Source organism: Mediterraneibacter sp. NSJ-151, from assembly GCF_022487435.1.
Taxonomy (GTDB): domain Bacteria; phylum Bacillota; class Clostridia; order Lachnospirales; family Lachnospiraceae; genus Schaedlerella; species Schaedlerella hominis.
The window spans coordinates 1-22,636 of the sequence record NZ_JAKVPP010000008.1 but is presented as its reverse complement, the minus strand read 5'-3'; the positions used below and the strand labels follow the sequence as shown (position 1 = coordinate 22,636).

General features: G+C 38.6%; 22 protein-coding genes. 1 reads left to right on the top strand and 21 read right to left on the bottom strand.

The genetic code is table 11. The features are described 5' to 3' along the window. Positions 1-14 precede the first annotated feature (14 nt). The 10 genes from LQE94_RS09595 to mtaB form a co-directional block, all read right to left on the bottom strand. A complete protein-coding gene (locus LQE94_RS09595; protein WP_240577562.1) occupies positions 15-1,361 on the bottom strand; it encodes an ABC transporter permease subunit in 1,347 nt (448 codons plus the stop codon). A 2-nt stretch (positions 1,362-1,363) separates the two neighbouring features. Further along, positions 1,364-2,305 (bottom strand): ABC transporter permease, encoded by a 942-nt coding sequence (locus tag LQE94_RS09590; RefSeq protein WP_240577561.1) that lies wholly within the window; start codon positions 2,303-2,305, stop codon positions 1,364-1,366. A 129-nt stretch (positions 2,306-2,434) separates the two neighbouring features. Next, positions 2,435-3,658: a peptidase U32 family protein gene (locus LQE94_RS09585; RefSeq protein WP_240577560.1), complete on the bottom strand. Its 1,224-nt coding sequence runs from the start codon at positions 3,656-3,658 to the stop codon at positions 2,435-2,437. 27 nt (positions 3,659-3,685) lie between these two features. Further along, positions 3,686-4,354, bottom strand: a complete 669-nt coding sequence (locus LQE94_RS09580) for an O-methyltransferase (protein WP_240577559.1) — start codon at positions 4,352-4,354, stop codon at positions 3,686-3,688. Positions 4,355-4,357: 3 nt separating this feature from the next. Further along, the gene (locus tag LQE94_RS09575; protein WP_118724456.1) at positions 4,358-6,028 is read right to left on the bottom strand and encodes a ribonuclease J; all 1,671 of its coding nucleotides are present in this window, start codon (positions 6,026-6,028) and stop codon (positions 4,358-4,360) included. A 47-nt stretch (positions 6,029-6,075) separates the two neighbouring features. Further along, positions 6,076-6,534 (bottom strand): Fur family transcriptional regulator, encoded by a 459-nt coding sequence (locus LQE94_RS09570; RefSeq protein ID WP_240577558.1) that lies wholly within the window; start codon positions 6,532-6,534, stop codon positions 6,076-6,078. A 55-nt stretch (positions 6,535-6,589) separates the two neighbouring features. Next, complete coding sequence (locus LQE94_RS09565) at positions 6,590-6,850, bottom strand: DUF1292 domain-containing protein (RefSeq protein ID WP_022076059.1); 261 nt, start codon at positions 6,848-6,850, stop codon at positions 6,590-6,592. A gap of 11 nt (positions 6,851-6,861) precedes the next feature. Then, positions 6,862-7,290, bottom strand: a complete 429-nt coding sequence (gene ruvX / locus LQE94_RS09560; protein ID WP_240577557.1) for a Holliday junction resolvase RuvX — start codon at positions 7,288-7,290, stop codon at positions 6,862-6,864. Between the two features lie 7 nt (positions 7,291-7,297). Next, the gene (locus LQE94_RS09555; RefSeq protein WP_022076061.1) at positions 7,298-7,561 is read right to left on the bottom strand and encodes an IreB family regulatory phosphoprotein; all 264 of its coding nucleotides are present in this window, start codon (positions 7,559-7,561) and stop codon (positions 7,298-7,300) included. 181 nt (positions 7,562-7,742) lie between these two features. Further along, the gene (mtaB, locus tag LQE94_RS09550) at positions 7,743-9,050 is read right to left on the bottom strand and encodes a tRNA (N(6)-L-threonylcarbamoyladenosine(37)-C(2))-methylthiotransferase MtaB (protein ID WP_022076062.1); all 1,308 of its coding nucleotides are present in this window, start codon (positions 9,048-9,050) and stop codon (positions 7,743-7,745) included. 122 nt (positions 9,051-9,172) lie between these two features. Here mtaB and LQE94_RS09545 point away from each other — a divergent pair, with 122 nt between their 5' ends. After that, positions 9,173-9,406, top strand: a complete 234-nt coding sequence (locus LQE94_RS09545; protein ID WP_022076063.1) for an HPr family phosphocarrier protein — start codon at positions 9,173-9,175, stop codon at positions 9,404-9,406. 100 nt (positions 9,407-9,506) lie between these two features. Here LQE94_RS09545 and thiI read toward each other — a convergent pair whose 3' ends face one another. The 11 genes from thiI to LQE94_RS09490 all read right to left on the bottom strand — a co-directional run bounded on the left by thiI (position 9,507) and on the right by LQE94_RS09490 (position 22,475). Further along, positions 9,507-10,688 (bottom strand): tRNA uracil 4-sulfurtransferase ThiI, encoded by a 1,182-nt coding sequence (gene thiI / locus LQE94_RS09540; RefSeq protein WP_022076064.1) that lies wholly within the window; start codon positions 10,686-10,688, stop codon positions 9,507-9,509. Between the two features lie 13 nt (positions 10,689-10,701). Then, complete coding sequence (locus LQE94_RS09535) at positions 10,702-11,859, bottom strand: cysteine desulfurase family protein (RefSeq protein WP_118724440.1); 1,158 nt, start codon at positions 11,857-11,859, stop codon at positions 10,702-10,704. A 58-nt stretch (positions 11,860-11,917) separates the two neighbouring features. Further along, the gene (locus LQE94_RS09530) at positions 11,918-12,670 is read right to left on the bottom strand and encodes a 16S rRNA (uracil(1498)-N(3))-methyltransferase (protein ID WP_118724441.1); all 753 of its coding nucleotides are present in this window, start codon (positions 12,668-12,670) and stop codon (positions 11,918-11,920) included. 18 nt (positions 12,671-12,688) lie between these two features. Further along, complete coding sequence (gene prmA / locus LQE94_RS09525) at positions 12,689-13,642, bottom strand: 50S ribosomal protein L11 methyltransferase (RefSeq protein WP_118737397.1); 954 nt, start codon at positions 13,640-13,642, stop codon at positions 12,689-12,691. A 26-nt stretch (positions 13,643-13,668) separates the two neighbouring features. Next, a complete protein-coding gene (gene moaC / locus LQE94_RS09520) occupies positions 13,669-14,283 on the bottom strand; it encodes a cyclic pyranopterin monophosphate synthase MoaC (protein ID WP_117989405.1) in 615 nt (204 codons plus the stop codon). Between the two features lie 191 nt (positions 14,284-14,474). Next, on the bottom strand, positions 14,475-16,319 hold the full coding sequence (locus LQE94_RS09515; protein ID WP_240577556.1) for an ABC transporter ATP-binding protein: 1,845 nt from the start codon (positions 16,317-16,319) through the stop codon (positions 14,475-14,477). Further along, positions 16,319-18,559 (bottom strand): ABC transporter ATP-binding protein, encoded by a 2,241-nt coding sequence (locus LQE94_RS09510; protein WP_240577555.1) that lies wholly within the window; start codon positions 18,557-18,559, stop codon positions 16,319-16,321. The genes LQE94_RS09515 and LQE94_RS09510 overlap by 1 nt, the downstream gene beginning before the upstream one ends. 26 nt (positions 18,560-18,585) lie before the next feature. Beyond that, the gene (locus LQE94_RS09505; protein ID WP_022076071.1) at positions 18,586-19,047 is read right to left on the bottom strand and encodes a MarR family winged helix-turn-helix transcriptional regulator; all 462 of its coding nucleotides are present in this window, start codon (positions 19,045-19,047) and stop codon (positions 18,586-18,588) included. A gap of 120 nt (positions 19,048-19,167) precedes the next feature. Continuing rightward, the gene (locus tag LQE94_RS09500) at positions 19,168-19,752 is read right to left on the bottom strand and encodes a 5-formyltetrahydrofolate cyclo-ligase (protein WP_240577554.1); all 585 of its coding nucleotides are present in this window, start codon (positions 19,750-19,752) and stop codon (positions 19,168-19,170) included. A gap of 2 nt (positions 19,753-19,754) precedes the next feature. After that, positions 19,755-21,314, bottom strand: coding sequence for a cardiolipin synthase (gene cls / locus LQE94_RS09495; RefSeq protein ID WP_240577553.1), 1,560 nt, complete (start codon positions 21,312-21,314; stop codon positions 19,755-19,757). 15 nt (positions 21,315-21,329) lie between these two features. Next, positions 21,330-22,475, bottom strand: a complete 1,146-nt coding sequence (locus LQE94_RS09490; protein ID WP_240577552.1) for a DUF4317 domain-containing protein — start codon at positions 22,473-22,475, stop codon at positions 21,330-21,332. Positions 22,476-22,636: the final 161 nt, after the last annotated feature.

Genomic DNA, 22,636 nt, shown 5'->3' with positions numbered 1-22,636 from the left:
CCTCCCTTTCTTTCTTATTTCTTCAATTTTGGATCCAATGCATCACGAAGACCATCACCAAACAAGTTTAGTGCCAGAATCATTACACTTAAGATGACCGCCGGAATGAACAGTCTGTATGGATATGTGCTAAGTCCGCTCAACGCCTCTGAACACATAGAACCAAGACTTGTCAGTGGTGCAGATACACCAACACCGACGAATGAAAGGAATGACTCCAGGAAGATTGCAGATGGAATCTGCAAGAATGTTGTTGTGATAATCTGTCCAATACAGTTTGGAAGCAGATGTTTTGTAATAATACGTGTACCTTTTTCTCCAAGTGCACGGGCTGCTGTTACATATTCCTGCTGTTTTAACTGAAGAATCTGTCCACGGATAATACGGCTCATTGTTACCCAGTACAATAGACCAAACGCGATAAACATAGAAATCAGGTTAGGTCCTAAAATTGTAACTAAATTCTGAAGTGGTCCGTTTCCTGAGTTCTGGAAGCTCTCTAACGCCGGTTTCAACGTTGCTGAGAGTAACAGAATGATCAGCATCTCTGGAATAGAATATATAATCTCTACGATACGCTGCATTACAGTATCCACAACGCCTCCGCAATATCCTGAGATAGAACCATACAATGCACCAATGATCAATACAATAAGTGCTGCGCAGACACCAACGATAATAGAAACTCTTGTTCCCACCATAACTCGGACCATAATATCACGACCCTGATCGTCTGTACCAAATACATGTGGGAATACCTTCTCGCCATCTGCTTTTTTCTGCAACTCTTGTGTAGAATATCCAAATACTTTGTGTTTGATTCCAAGTGCTTTTGCAGCATCGTCTTCTGTGATTTTCTCATCATTTGCACTCTTCTGTTTTACGCTTGCTTTTGCACGGATTTTTGCTTCCTCTACACGGCTTAAAGTTTTCCCCTCTTTTTCAGCCTTTGCTCTGGCCGCCTCAATAGCTTCATCCGGAGTCATATTCGCCTCTTCATTATGCTCTTCCATGTATGCATCAATCTTTTCCTGATCTTCTAATGTATAATGCCATGGATGTAATGCCTCTGCTCCACGAGTCTGCTGTTTGTATGTGTAAGGAACCAGATTCGGTCCTACAAATGCAAAAATAACTAATATGATAATAATTGCAAATGCTACCATTGCAACTTTGTTCTTACGTAATCTACGCCACGCATCTGCCCAATAAGAAACGCTCTTACGAACTTTAATGAATTCCTCTTTCTCCTGAGCACTTGCATCTTCGAATGCGTCTTCCGGCAATTCGCTCCACTCTAAAATATCTTCAATATTCGGTTGAAGAGAGCCTGGTCTTTGATATCTTCTCTTTCCAGACATATTTAGTTTCCTCCCTTCGCCAAATTGATTCGTGGGTCTACCAATTTATAACACAGGTCTACCACAAGGTTCATAATAATAATAAATGTCGCCAAGAAAATTGTTGTTCCCATGATCAATGGATAATCACGGTTCTGGATAGCCTGGATAAAATAACGTCCCAGACCCGGTATTGAGAATACCTGTTCTACAACCATACCACCACATAATGTGAATGCAATCTGTGGTCCCAAGTAAGTGATAACCGGGATCAATGCATTTCTTAATGCGTGTTTGAAAATAATCTTGCTGTTTTTCAGTCCCTTGGCACGAGCTGTTTTAATGTATTCCTGATTAATAGAATCCAGCATTGCAGTTCTTGTCTGACGTGACAGATAACACATTGGATAAAAACCAAGTGCCAGACATGGTAAAACATAACTCTTTGGAGTACCATCAAACAAAGCCGGGAAGTACTTCATTCCAGGAATTCCTCCACAAAATGTGTGAAGTAACATTGTTGCTACTACGAATCCTGGCATAGAAATACCAATCGTACATACAACACGTAAGAAACTATCCACCCAAGTACCTCGCTTATATGCCGCAAGACATCCCAATGGAAGTCCTACTGCTATTGCCCACAATAAAGCGAAACTACCAATTTTTGCTGAAAGTGGAAACATTTCTTTAATAATGTCTAAAACCGCACGGTTTTTCTGCATCTTAATTGATGTTCCGAAATCTCCCTGAACAAGATTTCCTAAATATTTGCCCAACTGAACAAGCAGGGGCTGGTCAAGTCCATATTTTGCATTTAACGCCTCAATTGTTGCCGGCGAAGGTGTTTTTTCAGATAACCACGGATTTCCCGGGATTGCGTTCATCAAAAAAAACGTAACACTTGCAACTACTAATAACGTCACAATTGCCATAAAGACTCTCCGTACTGTGTACTTTGCCATTTTTTACACCTTTCCTCTCCATTTCATACGTAAAAATGCCGACTAATTCTACATCACTTTAGCGTATTAAATTGTCGACAATTGTTTTAATTATACACTTTTTTTGCAGGTTAGTCAATAAGAACTATATTACTCTTTTCTTCTAATGATATCATATTTATCAGCCTGTCCTGCAAGATCAATATATAAAACCTGTTTTGGATGTGGAGCACTCTCCTGTTCCTCTCCGGCTTCATTTACAATCTTTCCAACGGTTACCTCAATATTTCTTCCGTCCGGCTTCATAATCTCTATTGTCTCCCCTACGGAAAATTTATTACGCTGTTCAATGCGATACAGACCATCTTTTTCTTCTCCGATAATACCAAGATATGTGTATTCTTTCACATAAGTATTACTATCATAAATCTGTGAGTTTTCATCCGGTTTTCCAAAGAAGAAGCCTGTAGTAAACTGGCGGTATGTACAATTTGATATCTGATCCAGATACCACGGCATATTTTTACGATAAATCTCTGGATCCTTCTGATAGTCATCCAAAGCCTTTCTATAAGTACGTGCCACTGTTGCAACATATAAAGCTGTCTTCATTCTTCCTTCAATCTTTAAACTATCAATTCCTGCGTCAATAAGTTCTGGAATGTATTCAATCATGCAAAGATCTTTTGAATTGAAAATATATGTCCCACGCTCATTTTCATATACCGGCATATACTCTCCCGGTCTTGTTTCTTCGACAACCGCATATTTCCAGCGGCATGGATGTGTACATGCACCTTGATTCGCATCTCTTCCAGTAAAATAGTTGCTAAGCAGGCATCTTCCTGAATAAGAAATACACATTGCTCCATGTACAAATGTTTCAATCTCCAAATCTTCCGGAATATTTGCGCGCAATTCTTTTAATTCTTTCATTGATAATTCTCTTGCTGACACAACACGGCTTGCACCTTGTTTATACCAGAAATTATAAGTTGCGTAGTTTGTATTATTGGCTTGTGTACTCACATGACGCTCAATCTCAGGACATACTTCTTTTGCAATTTCAAACACACCTGGGTCTGCGATGATCAATGCGTCCGGTTTGATTTCTTTTAATTCTTCAAAATACTCTCTGACCCCCTCCAAATCATCATTGTGTGCCAGAATATTTGCTGTAACATAAACCTTCACATCATGTGCATGTGCAAATTCAATTCCTTCTTTCATATCTTCCATTGAAAAATTCTTTGCTTTTGCACGTAAACCAAATGCTTCTCCACCGATATATACTGCATCTGCTCCAAATACTACTGCTGTTTTTAATACCTCCAGACTACTTGCCGGAATCAATAACTCAGGATGTCTTGACATATTCTTTTCCTTTCAATTCTGCTATTTTTATTCTCCAACTTTTGTATCTTTTTTATTTAATTTTACACTGACAGCAACTCCATCCCCTAATGGAATAATTGATGTCAGCAACTCTTCATGATGCTTTAACTCATAGAGATATTCTCTCATTCTTGAATGGATTGTTCTGTCACGTCGCTCTACTGCAAACCTTGACTCTATAATACTTCCATCCTGCATCACATTATCCGAAACCAGCGTTCCTCCTGTTTTTAGCAAACGCATCACTTCCGGCATATAATGAATATACTGTCCTTTTGCTGCATCCATAAATATAAAATCATATGGTTCATCTAACGTCGGAAGCACCTCCATTGCGTCTCCCTCTAACAGAGTGATCTGAGATTCTTTTCCTGCTCTTTTAAAGTTATTCCTCGCAATTGGAATTCTTTTTTCATAATTTTCAATCGTTGTAATTTCACACCCGGCAGGTGCATACTCACTCATCAATAACGCAGAGAAACCTACGGCAGTTCCGACTTCCAGAATGCGCATAGGTTTTTGAATCGTCAGAAGTACTTTCAGAAAGCTCTGCATCTCTTTGCGAATAATCGGTACATAAGTACTCAATGCCTCGCTTTCAATTGCTTCTAATATTTTACTATTCTCTGTCTCCATGGAATTGATGAATGTAACGATACGTTCATCTACTATCATATCTTACACATCCACATCCATAATAATTGGGATAATCATTGGTCTTCTCTTTGTTTTCTTCCAAATAAAGTCATTCATTGTATCCCTGATTGTTAATTTGATCTTATTCCAGTCTGCATGACGATTGCTCAGGCATTTATCCAGGCTGTCACTTACCGCTCTTCTTGCTTCTTCCATCAAACCTTCTGATTCTCGTACATATACAAATCCACGAGAAACAATATCCGGTCCTGCCAGAAGACGGTTGCTTCCCTTCTCTAAAGTTAAAACAACAATAATAATTCCATCCTCAGCCAGATGCTGTCTGTCTCGGAGCACAATATTACCAACGTCTCCAACACCAAGACCATCTACCAGAATTGCTCCTGTGTGAACCTTATCTACCACTTTTGCGCTTTCATCGCAAAGCTCCAGAACATCTCCTGATTGAATAATAAATACATTCTCCTTTGGAATCCCAAGAGACATTGCAATTTCAGAGTTTGCTTTCAAATGACGATACTCTCCATGAACCGGAATCGCATATTTCGGTTTTACAAGAGAATAGATTAATTTCAATTCTTCCTGACAAGCATGCCCGGATACATGAGCATCCTGAAATATTACGTTTGCTCCCTTTGAAGATAATTCGTTGATCACACGTGAAACTGATTTTTCATTTCCCGGGATTGGATTCGAGCTAAATATAATTGTATCATTCGGCTGAATTGTGACCTTGCGATGCACATCTGCTGCCATACGAGACAAAGCAGCCATCGATTCTCCCTGACTTCCTGTTGTAATCAGCACCATCTTCTCCGGTGGATAATTCTTCATCTCATCAATCTCAATCAATGTATGCTCCGGTACATTCAGATAGCCAAGCTCTGAAGCTGTCGAAATAATATTCACCATACTTCGACCTTCTACAACTACTTTTCTTCCATATTTATATGCAGAATTGATAATCTGCTGCACACGATCCACATTCGATGCAAATGTTGCAATAATAATTCGTGTATTCTGATGCTCTGCAAAAATGTGATCAAATGTAATACCTACTGTTTTTTCAGATTGAGTAAATCCTTTGCGCTCTGCATTGGTACTATCTGACATTAATGCAAGTACGCCTTTTTTACCAATTTCTCCAAATCTCTGTAAATCGATCGCATCTCCAAATACCGGTGTGTAATCTACTTTAAAGTCTCCTGTGTGCACCACAATTCCTGCCGGTGAATAAATTGCCAAAGCGGATGCATCCTGTATACTATGGTTTGTTTTAATAAATTCAATTCTGAATTTTCCTAAATTGATAGACTGACCATGACGCACAACTTTTCTTCTTGTAGAACGAAGCAAATTGTGTTCTTTCAATTTATTTTCAATAATTCCCATTGTTAATTTAGTTGTATAAATCGGAATATTAATTTCTTTAAGCACATAAGGCAAGGCACCAATATGATCTTCATGTCCATGAGTGATCACAAATCCCTTCACCTTGCTAATGTTATCCTTTAAATATGTGATATCCGGAATAACCAGATCAATACCAAGCATGTCATCTTCCGGGAATGCGAGACCGCAATCCACAACAATAATACTGTCTTCATATTCAAAGGCTGTTATATTCATTCCAATCTGTTCCAGACCACCTAAAGGAATGATACGCAATTTTCCTGTATTTTGCTTTTTCAAAAATTTCACACCTCCATCTATTTTTTGTACTGACAAAAACCGGAGTTTTATTCTTGTTCCATGCATTGTTTACACACACCATAAAATTTCAACTCATGATCCACAATATGAAATCCTGTTTTTTCCTGAATATGCGTTTCCAATCCATCTAACAAATCATCATCAAACGGAAATACTTTCCCGCATTTCCTACATATTAAATGATGATGACTGTGTTTCATCTCACCTTCGAACAAATGCCCGATCTCATAACGCACACAACCATCATCCAGATTAATGCGGTCTATCAACTGCATCTCATATAAAAGTTGTAATGTACGATATACAGTAGCCAATCCAATCTCCGGATACTGCTGTTGTATCTGTGCATACAGCTCTTCTGCTGCCATGTGATTACCGTTGCTTTTTGCAAGCGTGGACAATACAAGCAGACGCTGCTGTGTAATCTTCAAGCCCCGTTCTTTTAACTTTGCCCGAAGTAGTTTCTCCACCTTTTCCTGTTCCATCGTCTACTCCAATTCCTGTGTAGTAAATCTATCGCAACTATCCTTTGTCGGATATTTACAATGTAATATCAACATCTTCCAACAGTTCTTCAAACACCTTCGAAACTGCTGTCAATTCATTATCATCTTCTACGATATCATACAGATTGTCCTGTTCATTTCCTGACTCTGTCTCTTTCAAAATCAGACATTCTGCATCATCGCTTTCATTATCAGCTACGAGTAAGTATGTAGCACCATTTAACTTTGTTTGCTCCAAAACGAAAAAGTCAACTGTTTCGTTTGTATCTTCAAATGTAAATGTAATCTTCTCCATAGGTCTCCCCTTTATTTTAAAATCTGCAGCGAATCCAGATATCCCTGTAATATAAATACTGCTGCAATCTTATCAATATACTTTTTCCGATTCTCTCGTCTTACTTTACTTTCAATCAATGTACGCTCCGCAGCAACCGTCGTCAGGCGTTCATCCCACATGACCACTTCAAGTCCGGTTCTTCGTTCTAACATTGCTTTAAATTCCAGTGACTTCTCTGCTCTCTCTCCCACATCATTGTTCATATGTTTTGGAAAGCCGAGCACGATCTTTTCTACTTCATATTCACGAATCAGTTCTTCGATGCGTGCACATGTGCGACGCAGCTTGTTTTCTTCTTTTCGTTCTATTGTCTCTATACCCTGAGCCGTCAGACCAAGTGCGTCACTAATTGCAACCCCAACTGTCTTCGTGCCATAATCCAATCCCATAATTCTCATAATTTAATTATTCCCATGAATTATTCTGAATATACGACTTCAATAACTCTTCTACCAGTTCATCTCTCTCCACTTTCATCACAAGACTTCTTGCTCCATTGTAACTTGTGATATAAGTTGGATCTCCGGACATAATATATCCAACAATCTGGTTTACCGGATTATATCCTTTTTCTTTCAACGCTTTGAAAACGATCTCTAAGATATCTTTTGCAGAAATCTGCGGACCTGGTTCAACCTGAAAGAATTGTGTATTACTCAAATCACTCATGTTTTTTCCACCTTTCTCTTTTTATGTCTAACATTGTATTGTTTTCATTACCGGTCATTATTTTTATAACCCATAATAAATTTACATCTCGCATCTGTCCCAGACAGCCACAAAACATCCTCCAGCAAAACAAAGTTGCCAGATTCCCTACTTATCATTCTAATATAATCCCGTTTAAAATTCAATGGATAATTTGAGAATGGTCATCTATTCGCGCCTTGACAATCTGATTCTGTAAATTTTCATCTGATTCCAATGCAACTTTTATATATTCTTTTGTGTGCCCGACTTGTACTTCTTTTCCGTTGATCTGTGCTGGTTCTTCCACAAGGATTTCTACATCTTTTCCAACCATTTCTTTCTCGTATGCTTCCTGTTTTTTTGCTCCCAGCTCAATCAATTGTGCACTTCTTTCTGCCTTTATCTGTTCCGGCACCTGATTTTCCATCACAGCTGCCCTTGTTCCTTCCCGTTTAGAATATTTAAAAATATGTGTTTCATAGAAGTTTACTTTGTCGACAAATGCTTTTGATTCTTCAAACTCTTCTTCTGTCTCTCCCGGAAATCCTACAATTACATCCGTTGTCAACGCCGGGTGGTCAAAATATTTTCGCAAAAGCTCACACTTTTCATAATACTCACCCGTTGTATAGCGGCGATTCATACGTTTCAAAGTTGCATCACACCCGCTCTGTAAAGATAAATGAAAATGTGGACACATCTTCGGAAGTCCTGCTATTGTTTTAGCAAATTCTTCTGTGATGATCCTTGGTTCCAGAGAACCCAGACGAATACGTTCAATACCCGGAATTTCATGAACTGCCAGAATCAATGTCAGTAAATCTGTTTTCTTTCTCGCTTCCTGTTCTTCAAAATCAACTCCATAAGAACTCAGATGAATTCCTGTAAGAACAACTTCCTTGTAACCATTTCCAGATAATGTTGTTACTTCCTGTACTACATCTTCCAGAGAACGACTGCGCACGCGGCCTCTTGCAAACGGAATAATACAATATGAACAGAACTGATTGCATCCATCCTGTACTTTGATGTAAGCTCTTGTATGTTCTCCGGTGCGAGATAGATTTAGGTTTTCATATTCATTTGTATGATTAATATCAATTACTTTCTCTGTTTTACATTTTGATTCATATTCATCCAAAATCTGAATCAAATCTTGTTTTTTATTATTTCCAATTACAATGTCAATGCAGGAATCTAATTCATGATGTTCATTTTCCTGTGCCTGCACATAACATCCGGCCGCAACTACAATTGCATCCGGATTCATTTTTCTCGCACGATGCAACATCTGTCTGGATTTTCTGTCTGCAATATTCGTCACTGTACATGTATTAATAATATAAATGTCTGCGCCTTCTTTAAACGGAACAATTTCATACCCCTCTTTTTCCAGCATTTCCTGCATGGCTTCTGTCTCATACGCATTCACCTTGCATCCCAAATTATGCAACGCTACTTTTTTCATTAATTTTTCTCCTTCTATCGTTCTTTTTTCTATCAGTTTCTTGACTTTTATATTCCTATCTCGTAGAATAAGCTAAGAGGGAAAACCTCGTACTTTTTCGTATATCAAGGAGGGATTATAACATGAAAACTGTACAGATTTCTTTAAACTCAATTGACAAAGTAAAGTCTTTCGTAAATGAAATCACAAAATACGATAACGACTTTGATCTTGTATCTGGACGATATGTAATCGATGCTAAATCTATTATGGGTATCTTCAGCCTGGATCTTTCAAAACCAATCGACCTGAACATTCATGCCGATGGCGAATTGGATGATATCCTTGCAGCTCTTGAGCCATACATCATCAAATAAGTAATCGACTTACATTTGTCAAGTAGTAAGGCTGTCTTTTACGACAGCCTTTTTGTTTTGATTATTTGTTACTGTTCACAGTACCTGTGACCAGCAACAATTATTTTACTTTAATCACTTCTACTGTATCAATCGCTTTCTGTACTAATTCATCAATACCTTCTGCCAGATTCAATTCTGATTTTTCAATCTTCTCCAAAATTGGTTTTGTAACCGGATGTTTCGCCACGAAAATTGTACAGCAATCTTCGAATGGCAGTATTGAAGTCTCATATGTGTTGATTTTTTCTGAAATTTCTACGATATCACGTTTATCAAAGCCAATCAGCGGACGATAAACCGGCAATGTGCAAACCGCATTTGTCACATTCAGACTCTGCATTGTCTGACTTGCAACCTGTCCAATACTCTCCCCTGTGATCATGCCAAGACAACCGTCCTGTTTTGCAAAATGTTCTGCAATCTTCATCATATAACGACGCATAATGATCGTGAGTTCTTCATGTGGACACTTCTCATAAATATACAACTGAATATCTGTGAAGTTTACAACATTCAATTTGATCGGTCCTGAATATTTTGATACAAGACGTGCAAGATCTACAACCTTTTCTTTTGCACGTTCGCTTGTATACGGTGGTGCATGAAAATATGTTGCTTCCAAGGAAACTCCTCGTTTTGCGATCATATATCCCGCAACCGGGCTGTCAATTCCGCCTGACAGAAGTAACATCGCACTTCCGTTTGTTCCAACCGGCATTCCACCCGGTCCCGGAATAATCTCTGAATAAAGATAAATCTCTTCACGGACTTCTACATTCAACATAATATCCGGATGATGTACATCTACCTTCATCTCAGGAAATGCATCTAAAATCACTTCACCTAACTGACAGTTAATCTGCATAGACTGAAGAGGATAGCTCTTTTTACTTCTTCTCGCCTCTACTTTAAAAGTCTTATTCTTATCCGGATACATCTCATCCATATAAGCAACCACTTCTTTTTTCAGTTCTTCAAAGCCTTTATCCTCCAGACGGACAACCGGACAAATTCCAACAATTCCAAATACTCTTGCAAGACTTTCTACAGTCTCTTCATAATCATACTCTCCATCACAATCCACATATACTCTTCCATAAGATTTGTGAACATAAAATTCTCCATCTACATCTTTCAATGCAAATCGAATCTGACGAACCAATGCGTCCTCAAATATATAACGATTTTTTCCTTTAATTCCAATCTCACCGTATTTGATCAAAAATGAATGAAATTTCATATCTTTCTCCTTTTTAGTGTCTTGTATATCTCCTTAACATCGGTACACAATTATATAGTGTTTCCAACGTATAGTCAATTTCTTCTTTTGTTGTAAATTCTGACATACTGAAACGCAATGTCGAATCCAGGTACTCCTGTGAAGTTCCAATTCCTCTTAATACTCCACTGATCGCAGGATGATTTGATGCACACGCAGAACCTGAAGACACGTATATACCTTTATCTTCCAAAGTATGCAGCAACACTTCACTTCTAACCCCTGCAATGCCAACGCTTATAATATGAGGTGCACTATTTTCATCAGTCAGACCATGCACCGTTGCGTGTTCTATTTTCGATATTCCTTCTATAAAATGAGCTTTCAGTTCCCTCATCAGTGAAACTTTCATGTTCAGATCTTGATATATCATCTTTGCCGCAAGTCCAAGTCCTGCAATTCCCGGAACATTTTCTGTACCGGAACGAATATTCTTCTGCTGCTCTCCTCCGAAAATAATCGGCTTAATCTTTACTTTCTCATTTATATATAAAAATCCTGTTCCTTTTGGTCCATGGATTTTATGTCCACTTGCTGAAAGCATATCAATCCCAACTCGTTTCGGATAAATATGGTACTTTCCAAATCCCTGCACTGCATCAGAATGGAAGAGAATTCTTGGATTGAAGTTTTTTACGATTTTTACAGCTTCTTCAATCGGTTGGACAGAACCCACCTCGTTATTAACATACATGATGGATACTAAAATCGTATCTTGGCACAGTGCCTCTTTTAATGCTTCTAAACGAACACGTCCATTCTCATCTACCGGTAAATATGTCACCCGAAATCCTTCCTCTTCTTCCAGATAATGCATTGTATTTAAAATAGCTGGATGTTCGATTGAAGATGTGATCAAATGATTCCCCCTGCGTCGATTTGCCCGTGCTGCTCCGATCAAAGCCAGGTTATCGCTTTCTGTACCTCCTGATGTAAAAAAGATTTCCTTCGCATTTACTTTTAATAGCTTTGCTAAAATTTCTTTTGCATCTTTCACATAATGCTCCGCCTCTACGCCTTTACGATGCATCGAAGACGGATTACCATAATCCTGACACATTACTTTATATACAATATTTCCAACTTCCGGATATGCTCTTGTTGTCGCCGAATTATCTAAATAAACTTCCATGTTACCTTTCCTTCTCTGTCTTGTTCAGATTTTTCACTGTTGCTCTGAACGTTTCTTACTATAAATTATGAATCTCACATTCTAAGTGATACATCAGAATTGATAAAATTGTCAACCCTGCCGTCTCTGTCCTCAATATTCTTTTTCCCAACGAAACCGGTATAATCTCCTGTTCCATCGCCTGTTCAATCTCCGCCTCTTCAAATCCGCCTTCCGGTCCGATAAAAACCCCAATACTTTCACCCGGCTTAATCTGATCTACAGCTGATTTCATCGTCCCCATTCCTTCTGCTTTCTCATAAGGAATCAGACGGACATCTAAGCTTTTTGCAAATTCTAATGCCTCTGCAAATGTCATAACGTCGTGAACTTCTGGAATTCTGTTTCTTCCGGACTGTTTTGCCGCTCCTTCTGCGATTGCATTCCAGCGCGCAACCTTCTTGGCAGCTTTTTTCTCATCCAGTTTTACTACTGCACGCTTTGTCACAACCGGAACCACCTCATAAACACCAAGCTCCACAGCTTTCTGTATGATCAATTCCATCTTATCAGCTTTTGGCAGTCCTTGAAACAGATAAATTCTGGACGGAAGTTCTACATCATCCTGAATCTTATCACAGATATGTAGTCTTGCCGAGTCCTGCTCATACTCGTCCACTTCACATATATATCTGTTTGAACTTCCGTCACTGATTTCAACCGATTCTCCTGGTTTAATCCTCAACACATTTTTCATATGGTTCAGATCCGAACCCTCTATTGCAATCGTATCTCCACAGATTTGCGTTGGTTCAACAAAAAAATGATGCATTTTTGTCTCTCCTTTTAATTAGTTCTTTCGTGCTGTTACAGACACCCACTCACCCTGATATGTCACTTCCAGCACTTCCAGTCCTGCTTTTTTCACAGCTTCAACAACAGTCTCTTCTTTATCATCGATGATTCCGCTTGTGATATATATACCACCCTTTTTCAGCTGATTTACAATCACCGGTGTAAGAGCGACTAACACATCTGCAAGAATATTTGCCACAACGATATCATAGCATTCATATCCAACCTTATCCTGTACCGCTTTATCATCAATAATATTTCCGATCATAACTTCATACTGATCCTTTGAAATACCATTCACTTCCATATTTTCATATGTTGCATCGATTGCACAAGGATCAAGGTCTGTTCCTACGGAATGTTTCGCTCCAAATTTAAGTGCCAGCATTCCAAGGATTCCACTTCCGCATCCAACATCAAGAATTTCTGTATCCGAAGTCACATGTTTACGGATCTGGCGAATGCATAACTGTGTTGTCTCATGCATTCCTGTTCCAAATGCTGTTCCCGGATCAATATGGATCACCATCTTATCCTCATCTTCCGGTTTTACATCTTCCCATGACGGAATGATTAAAATATCATCTACATAAAACTGATGGAAATATTGTTTCCAATTATTTACCCAATCCACATCCTCTGTCTCGGATTCTTCAATAGAACATTCTCCAAGATCCATAAATTCTGACATTTCTTCCAGTTCCTGACGGACATTTTTCAAAATACTTTCTGTATCCGCATCTTCTTCTAAATAAAAGCTTAAATATGCAATTCCGTCATCAGCCTCTGTTTCCGGCAAAATATCCACAAACATCTGCTCCTTATCTGCCGCTGTCAAAGGAATCTTATCTTCAATCTGAACTCCTTCAACCCCCAAATCTGCCAGCATACTGCTCACGATATCTTCTGCCTGTGTAGTTGTCTTTAAGCGAAAACTTTTCCACTTCATGTTCAATCTTCCTTTCTTTTTGCATCTTATAATAAATCCAAATCATCCAGTGTTCCGCGTCCTGTTACCGTCCGTTTTCTATTCGGATTACCCAACTGATAATCCAAATCTTTTAACGGATCATTCTTAGGTGTCTTATTTTCATGCTGTATATATGGTACTTTCTCATTTCGCACTTCGCCACTCTTACCGCCCGTCTTTCTACAAAGATAAATCTCACCGATCTCCATCGATTTATCCAATGCCTTACACATATCATACACGGTCAAAAGTGCAACACTGACCCCTGTCAGTGCTTCCATCTCTACGCCTGTCTTTCCTGTCACTTTCACTGTACAATAGCAGTAGATTGTACAACTTTCTTCATCCATATCAAACGTCACTCTGCAATTCGTGATTGGAAGAATATGACACATCGGAATCAGCTCAGCGGTTCTCTTAGCTCCCATAATCCCGGCTGTTGTCGCCACTCCCAGGACATCTCCTTTTCCAACTGTTCCTGCTGCAATTGCTTCATATACTTTTCTGCTGACCATGATTTTTCCTGCGGCAGTTGCCTCACGAACAGTCTCGCCTTTATCTGTCACATCCACCATCAGTGCCTTACCATTTTCATCAAAATGTGTTAACCCCGATTCCATACTATGATTTCTCCTTTTGTAAATACATCATTACCTTGCATTATAATATGGAAACACCCTTTTGTGAAACCCTTTTTTCACATTTCTATTTAAAAAACAATTATATCGTTATTCTTTCACCCTATAATAACAATATAACATAGAAGAAAGAGACCCGTCACTTAAGGTCTCTTTCCATCTTTTCATTCGATTTATGATGCTTGTTCTGTTGTATTTTCAAACTGTGAGTTATACAAATCTGCATAGAATCCATTTTTTGCAAGCAGTTCTTCGTGATTGCCCTGTTCTACAATATCTCCATCTTTCATAACCAGGATCACATCTGCATCACGTATAGTAGAAAGTCTGTGTGCGATCACAAAACTTGTTCTTCCCTTCATAAGCGTATCCATCGCTTTTTGGATTTGAATTTCTGTTCTTGTATCTACAGAACTTGTAGCCTCATCCAGGATTAATATTTTAGGATCTGCAAGAATTGCTCTCGCAATTGTAAGAAGCTGTTTCTGTCCCTGTGACACATTACTTGCTTCTTCGTTTAATTCCATATCGTATCCACCCGGTAATGTCTGTACAAATCGATGTACTCTTGCCGCCTTTGCAGCTTCAATCACTTCTTCATCTGTCGCATTCAGCTTTCCATATTTAATGTTATCCTTTATACTTCCATGGAACAACCATGTATCCTGAAGTACCATTCCAAACATCTGTCTTAATTCACTTCTGTTAAAATCCTTAACATTGTGTCCATCAATCAAAATTGCCCCGCTGTTCACATCATAGAAACGCATCAAAAGCTTGATCATTGTCGTTTTTCCAGCACCTGTCGGTCCAACAATCGCAATTTTCTGTCCTTCTTTTACATCAACAGAAAAATCATTGATAATAATCTTATCCTCATTGTATCCAAAATGCACATGCTCAAATGTAACATTTCCTTCTAACCCTTCTACTGATACCGGATTTGGAACTGTCTGATCTTCTTCCTCTTCTTCAAGAAATTCAAAGACACGTTCTGAAGCTGCTGCTGTGGACTGTAGCATATTTGCAACCTGTGCAAGCTGCTGGATTGGCTGAGTAAAGTTTCTTACATACTGGATAAATGACTGTATATCTCCGACCTCAATCGTCTTCTTAGCAGCTAAAATGCCTCCGAGTATAACTACCCCTACATATCCTAAATTTCCCACAAACTGCATGATCGGCATCATCATTCCGGAAAAGAACTGTGATTTCCATGCTGAATCATATAATTTATCATTCGTCTTCTCAAACTCTTCGATCACATCTTTTTCCTTATTAAAGGCTTTCACGATATTATGCCCAGAATAAACTTCCTCCACCTGACCATTTACATTTCCCAAATATTCCTGCTGTCCTTTGAAATATTTCTGTGAATGTTTCATTACAAATGAAATCATGCCAAGTGAAACAGGAAGGATTAAGAGTGCAACCAGCGTCATAAGAGGACTGATTGACAACATCATCACAAGTACACCGATGATCGTTGTTGTCGAAGTTATGATCTGTGTTGCACTCTGATTCAAACTCTGTCCCAGAGTGTCCACATCATTCGTAACCCTTGAAAGCACTTCACCATGTGTTCTCGTATCAAAGTAATTCATTGGCATACGATTGATTTTCTGTGAAATTTCTTTTCTCAATCGGTATGTTGTTTTTTGTGAAACTCCCGTCATCAAGAAGCCCTGTACCAACGAGCACAATGCACTCGTTACATACAATGCCAATGCTGTCAGCAAAATAGTTGCAATCTTTTCAAAATCCATTCCGCTTCCGCCGGAAACTTTGCTTACCAGTCCATTAAAAATCTCTGTTGTTGCTTTACCAAGTATTTTCGGTCCGATGATATTAAAGACAGTTCCTCCAATGGCAAAGATCACAACGAACAGCATCTGAATCTTAAATGCACTCATGTATTTAATTAATTTTCCCATGGTACCTTTGAAATCTTTTGCCTTTTCTCCACCCATACGTCCATGACCCATCGGCCCACGTCTTGGTCCTCGATTTTCACTCATTACTGTTCTCCTCCTTTCCCATTTTCTTCTAATCCCGCCTTTAATTCTGCTTCTGATAACTGAGAAGCTGCAATCTGCTGATATACCTCACAATTTTTCAGCAACTCCTGATGAGTACCGACTCCGGCAATCTTTCCATCGTCCAGAACAATAATCTGTTCCGCATGCAAAATTGTACTAATACGCTGTGCTACGATTAACACAGTACTGTCTGATGTTTTTTCCTTCAATGCCTTACGAAGTGCTACATCTGTCTTATAATCCAGTGCTGAAAAACTGTCATCAAAAATAAAGAGTTTTGGATGTTTTGCAATCGCACGTGCAATCGAAAGACGCTGCTTTTGTCCTCCTGATACATTTCCACCGCCCTGTGAAATTGTACTGTCATATTTTTTGGATTTTGTATCGATAAATTCTGTTGCCTGTGCAATCTTGGCTGCCTCTTCCATATCCTGTTCATTTCCGTCCGGATTGCCAAACATAATATTCGAACCAATCGTTCCTGAGAACAGAACACCTTTCTGTGGAACATATCCCAGTTTACTTCTCAGCTCCTGCTGTGTCATTTCTCGGATATCAATACCATCCAATGTAATAGAGCCTTCTGTCACATCATAGAAACGAGGAATCAAATTCACTAATGTAGATTTTCCGCTTCCGGTACTTCCGATAATGGCCGTTGTCTGTCCCGGATGTGCCGTAAAGTCAATATCTTCAAGAACATCTTCATCTGCACCAGGATATTTAAAAGCTACATGATTGAATTTCAAAACGCCTTCTGTTTTCTTTGGCAAATGTTTCGGTTGCTCTGGATCTTTGATGATCGTCTTGCTTGTCAACACTTCATCTACACGCTCTGCTGCAACAGCTGCTCTAGGTAACATGACAGAAATCATACACAGCATTAAAAATCCCATGATAATCTGCATTGTATATTGGATAAATGCCATCATATCACCGACCTGCATCTGACCGTCATTTATGCCATGCGCTCCCGTCCATACGATCAGTACAGAAATTGCATTCATAACTACCATCATGACCGGCATCATAAATGTCATAGCACGGTTTACAAAAAGATTGGTTTTTGTCAAATCTCTATTCGCTTTATCGAATCTTTCTTCTTCATGTTTTTCTGTACTAAATGCACGGATAACTGATAAACCAGTTAAGATTTCACGTGTTACAAGATTCAGTTTATCAACCAATTGCTGCATGATCTTAAATTTTGGCATTGCAACAATAAACAATACAGAAACTACCAGTACGATTAAAATCGCTGCCAATGCAATGATCCATGACATAGATACATTTGTTTGGAATACTTTATAAATGCCGCCGATTGCGATAAGCGGAGCATATAATACAATACGAAGAAGCATAACGATCAACATCTGTATCTGCTGAATATCATTGGTACTTCTTGTGATCAATGAAGCTGTTGAAAACTGATCAAATTCATTATTGGAAAATCCAACAACTTTTCTAAACACTTTGCCACGAAGGTCGCGTCCTGTTGATGCACCCACGCGTGATGCCAGCAGTCCGACCAGAACACTTGCCAACATTCCGAGTAATGCAAGTGCAAGCATCTTTCCTCCTGTTACAAACAAATAATGGAATTGTATCTGATTCATATCCATACCAAGATCTTCATATGCCGTTTTGATATAACTGATTCCGGCTTGTTCTATGATCGTATCCGGCATATCATCCATTTGGTCTTTCATCTTATCAGTCATCTGTGAAAGTTGCTCTTCCGGCAGCATTTTCAAAATATCAAATACTGTTGCATCTTTTGGAAGCATCTCGGCCGGAATGTTTGCACGCAACTGCTCTTCAATCTTAGCTGTTGTATCACTTCCTTGTTCAAATCCAGCTGTCATCATCATCGGAACAGATAAAATTTCTTCTAATTCTTCTGTTTTCTCTTCGTTATCCTGAATATTTTTCTTCAATACATATGTTGTTTGATTATAAGTATTCTCATCTTTTTCATATGCATCCAGCACTGTCTGCCTGTCATCTGCCTGTACAAACAACAATACTTTCTCCATCTCTTCTTCTGAAATTGCTTCCGGTATCTTGTCATCGACACCTGCCTGCTGAATTCCAACATTTACGATATCTGACGTATAACTTGGCAGAGATAAGTCGCAATATACCTGAACCAAAAGTACAAGCAATATAACAAATGCCATCTTCCAGTACGTTTTCAGATATTTGAATAATTTACCCATAGTACAAATCCTTTCTTCCTTCTGTTTTAATTGTTTTTCTGGTCGGTTGTACGTTCCGTATGCTGTTTTAAATTATCCAGCATTTGGAGTAAAAATCTTCTAAGCAGGATTTTTTCTTCTATGCTAAACCCCGAAACTAACATCTCTTCCATCTTATTAATTACACCCCAAACCTGTTCAAGACAATTCTCTGCCTTTTCTGTCAAATATAATCTCATAATTCGTTGATCCTGTTCGTCAGGCCGGCGCTCGATCAAGCCCTGCTTTTCCATCTTCTTAATTCCCGATGTGATCGTCGGTGGTGTCAGTTTCATCTTTTTAGCTAATTCCCTTTGTGACATACCACTATTTTGATGTAATGAGAAAAACATCGCTGCCTGCCATGGTTTTAATTCATATTGTTTTAACGACTGACTGGCACAATTCATCTCCATATGCATAATCTGATTCATAATATTGACGATTGACATTTCTTTTTCATCATTCACTTATATCATCCCTCTTTTCTTCATCAGTAATTAGTTAGATGTCTAACGGTTATTTTATGAGCATTGATTATATTTGTCAAGAAAACCTCTTGTATTTTCACAGTTTTTTAATATTTTTCTCTAATTTTCCATTTGATATCGAACAATTTCTCTCTCGGATACCACAACATCCATCATCAAGTCATGCCCTTCTGTCGGTATCTCCGACAGAAGTATTTTTTCTCTGCACAAGATTACTCTCCACGCATCTGTCTGACTAAGATATCTGTCATAAAATCCCCCACCATATCCGAGTCTGTCACCTTTTTTATTGCATGTGACACATGGTACAAATGCCAGATCAATCTTCTGCGGTGGTATCTCTTCGCAGTAACCTTTTGGCTCCATAATGCCATAAGCACCTTCTTCCAAGTCATCCAGGCTTGTAATCGCATAAACTTTCATAACACCTTTTGAAATACACTTTGGAACACCAAGCTTCCTGCCTGATTTTAATATTTCCTGTAACATCGGCGTTGTATTGATTTCATCTTTCGTTCCCACATAACAAAAGACTACCTTTGCATTCTCATATTCAGGAAGTGTTAATGCATGTTTGCTAATCTTCTCATCTGCTGACTTACAATACGCTATTGAAAGTTCTGAAATTTTCTTTTTTATTTGTTTCCGTAACTCTTGTTTTTCTCTTTTTAAATCTGTTTTCATTTCTATAATAATCCTGCAAATAATCTCATAAACAATTGGCCCAGACGCAAATAAGCACTATTCCCTGAACTATATTTTTCCGTCACTTCACAGCATTCTTTCATGGTTGCTTCTAAATCTTCTCTAATCAAAGTAACTGCGCTACAATCTGCCATAAAGCATCCATTTTCAAAATGATGATAAAGGCTTCTATAATCCAGATTTATGGTTCCACACGTAGCCATACAATCATCAGCTACACTCATTTTTGCATGGCAAAATCCAGGAGTCCATTCAAAAATACGCACTCCATCTTTTACCAGTCCGTGATAAAATGAACGTGTAACACTATAAATTAATTTCTTATCCGGAATTCCCGGTGTAATTATCCTTACATCAACCCCGCGTTTCGCAGCCAGACACATTGCATGCATCATCTCATCTGTAATAATCAGATACGGCGTCATAAACCAACAATATTTTTCTGCTTTATTTATCATGCTGATGTAAACTTCTTCGCCCACCTGCTCATCATCCATCGGACTGTCCGCATAAGGCTGGATAAATCCGCTTTGTTCTGCATGATACTCATATGGTAATAAATATTTTTCAAAATTCGTATCATTTTTATCTTTATCATTGACTGCATTCCACATTTCTAAAAATGTTATCGTCAATGACCGGACTGCGTCTCCCTCTAAACGAATCCCCGTATCCTTCCACTGTCCGTATGGATGTGTAAAATTAAAGTACTCATTTGCAAGATTATAGCCACCGGTAAATCCGATTTTTCCATCTATAACCGTAATTTTACGATGATCTCGATTATTTAGAAATACATTCAGACCCGGCATAAATGGATTGAATACACGGCACTGAATCCCTACATTCTCAAGCTTCTCTATAAAATCTGTATTTATGAATCCGATTGACCCCATGTCATCATAAAAAATGCGAACTTCTACTCCTGCTTGTACTCGTTCTTCCAAAACCTTTTGGATCATATACCACGCTTGTGCATCCTCAATCGCATGGTATTCCATAAAAATAAAACTTTCTGCTTTTGACAATTCTTCAAGCTGGGCTTCCAGTCCTTTTACCGCTTCACTGTAATATGTTACATCTGTATTCTGATATACCGGATAATTTGCATTTTTCTTTATATAGTAAGCAATATTGCCGGCTTTTGGATTTTTCTCGTTTAATCTTCCTAAAGTTTCTTGATTTTCCGGAAGTAACGGCAAAATAATATTATCAATGTCTTTGTACCGTATTCTCATTTTACGAGTTCCGCCGTTTAATCCAATCATCAAGTACAAACCAACTCCCATTATCGGAAATATAAGTATCAAAATTATCCATGGCATTTTCATAGACGAAGTTTTGTTGGATGCATAAAGTCCCAAAACCAAACCGCCTGCCAGAATCCTTGTCAGCAGATTGACAAATTCTGCGTATCTGTTCAATTTGGTGAGCATAACTATAACAAAAAGAACTTCCAGCAAAATACAAACCACAGAAAAACACAATCTCTTTACGCCGTTTTTGGTTTTCGCTCTGCCTTCTAGTGTATCCTGTTTCATTTAACTCATCTCCTTTTATTCATCTGCCTGCGGGCGTTTTATTGTACGGACATTAATCCCATTCAATTCTATATGGTCATCAACAGGAATCACAATGCATTGTCTTCCATCAATTATCCTTGTTTCAATCAAATCAGCTCTGTCCGGGTTTACTTTTATAACCACGTCAGGTGTCTCAATATTGAATTTTCTTGTCTCTGCAATATTTTCTGCAATAAGTGTTGATTTTTCGCCCGCTGCAGCCTCAAATGTCTGTTCAAATATCTCCATCTGTTCTGCTGATACGCCACTATTCTCAAAGATTTTCTTCATATCTGTTTTATCTAAGGATACTGGTTCCGGCTCATCTTTATGTTCTTCAATAATTTCATTCAGAGTCTCATGAATATTTCTTACCGTTTCATAATCACCATCTTCGCCGAGCGTATCCTCAATGATCATCTGGAATGTCTCTTTCTGTGAGTCCGCCGACATCGGCATCTTCGCTCCCAGCACCTGATTGATCAACTCCGGCTGAAGGTCCTGCGATTTCTTTGTATAATACAATACCCCATGGATATCTGTACTTCGATCTGTAAATGCAGGGAATAAAAATCCTTTATCAGGCTTATCTACAATCCAGTCACGTATACGGTCTTCAATCCTGTTATCCTCGGCATTATAACACAATCCGGCTTTTGATAATGACACTGGACAGATACTGCATATAAGATATTCAAATACCTCATCCGATGCATCATACATTTCTAATTCATCTGTTCCTTTTCCCGGAATATCATACATTGCATGGATCAAAATAATATAATAGTTTTCTTCATACTCATAGTTCTCGATTATTTTATCGTAAAACTCTTCCAAAAGCATATCATCTTCTAATTTACTGTTTTTTAATTTCAATAAAAATTCCTGCGTTCCTCCCGGCATCTCCTGTTCCAAAGGAAATTCCATATTCAACAGGTTCTTCCCCAGACTCCCTGATAATGTTTTCTTAAAAATATCAAAATACTTAAATGCTTCTTCTTCCGGCAAAGAAAGAAATGCTTCTTTCGATTCTAAACGTTTTGTCTTTTCATGGTCTACATAGCATCCGCAAATACGCGTAATCGCACAGTTTGCGGGTGTAAATTGTTTTCTAATTTCCAGTACTTCTTTTTTATTCATTTCTCTTTCCTCTCTTATACTTATTGTCGTTACATTATTATACAACGGAAAGTAACGTTTGTGAAAGTGACATTTGGAAGTGACAATTGAGGAAAAGGGGGGGGGGGGGGGGGGGGGGGGGGGGGGGGGGGGGGGGGGGGGGGGGGGGGGGGGGGGGGGGG